1 protein-coding gene is annotated in these 572 nt (G+C 39.9%); it reads right to left on the reverse strand.

The window, feature by feature from the left end; all coding sequences use genetic code 11:
- On the reverse strand, window positions 1-572 hold a 572-nt coding region (locus tag PROCOU_RS17950; RefSeq protein ID WP_036074549.1), incomplete at both ends, for a toxin Cry1Ac domain D-VI-related protein.

The following is a 572-nucleotide window of genomic DNA, read 5'->3' on the forward strand; positions in this document are numbered from 1 at the left end:
TGTTGTAATTCGGTTTTTCTTGTCGGAATCAGTCACGCTGTTTACGAGTTGTTGGGCGGTGTCGATGGCAGCTTGGTCGGTTGTGTTTTTGATAGTGCCTTTTGTGTCATCGTTGTTGAATAGTGCTTTGACTGTACTTTCTGCTTGAATAGCAGCATTTTTAGCATCAAGTAGGTTTTGAGCTTTAGCAATGTCTTGTTCTAAAGCCGCTTTGACAGTAGGATCAGTAACTTTGTCTACCAAAGCTTTTGCGTCATTGATAGCAGTTTGGTCCGTTAAGTTTTTGATGCTATTGCTAGAAGAGTCATCGTTCGTGAATAACTCTTTAACAGCTTTAGAAGCAGCGTCTTGACGGTCTTTTTCTGCTTGAATAGCAGCATTTTTAGCATCAAGTAGGTTTTGAGCTTTAGCGACGTCTTGTTCTAAAGCAGTTTTGACAGTAGGATCAGTAACTTTGTCTACCAAAGCTTTCGCGTTATTGATAGCAGTTTGGTCTGTTAAGTTTTTGATGCTATTGCTAGAAGAGTCGTCATTTGTGAATAACTCTTTAACAGCTTTAGAAGCAGCGTCTT

Origin of the sequence: Listeria rocourtiae FSL F6-920 (genome assembly GCF_000525975.1) — a bacterium.
GTDB lineage: Bacteria > Bacillota > Bacilli > Lactobacillales > Listeriaceae > Listeria_A > Listeria_A rocourtiae.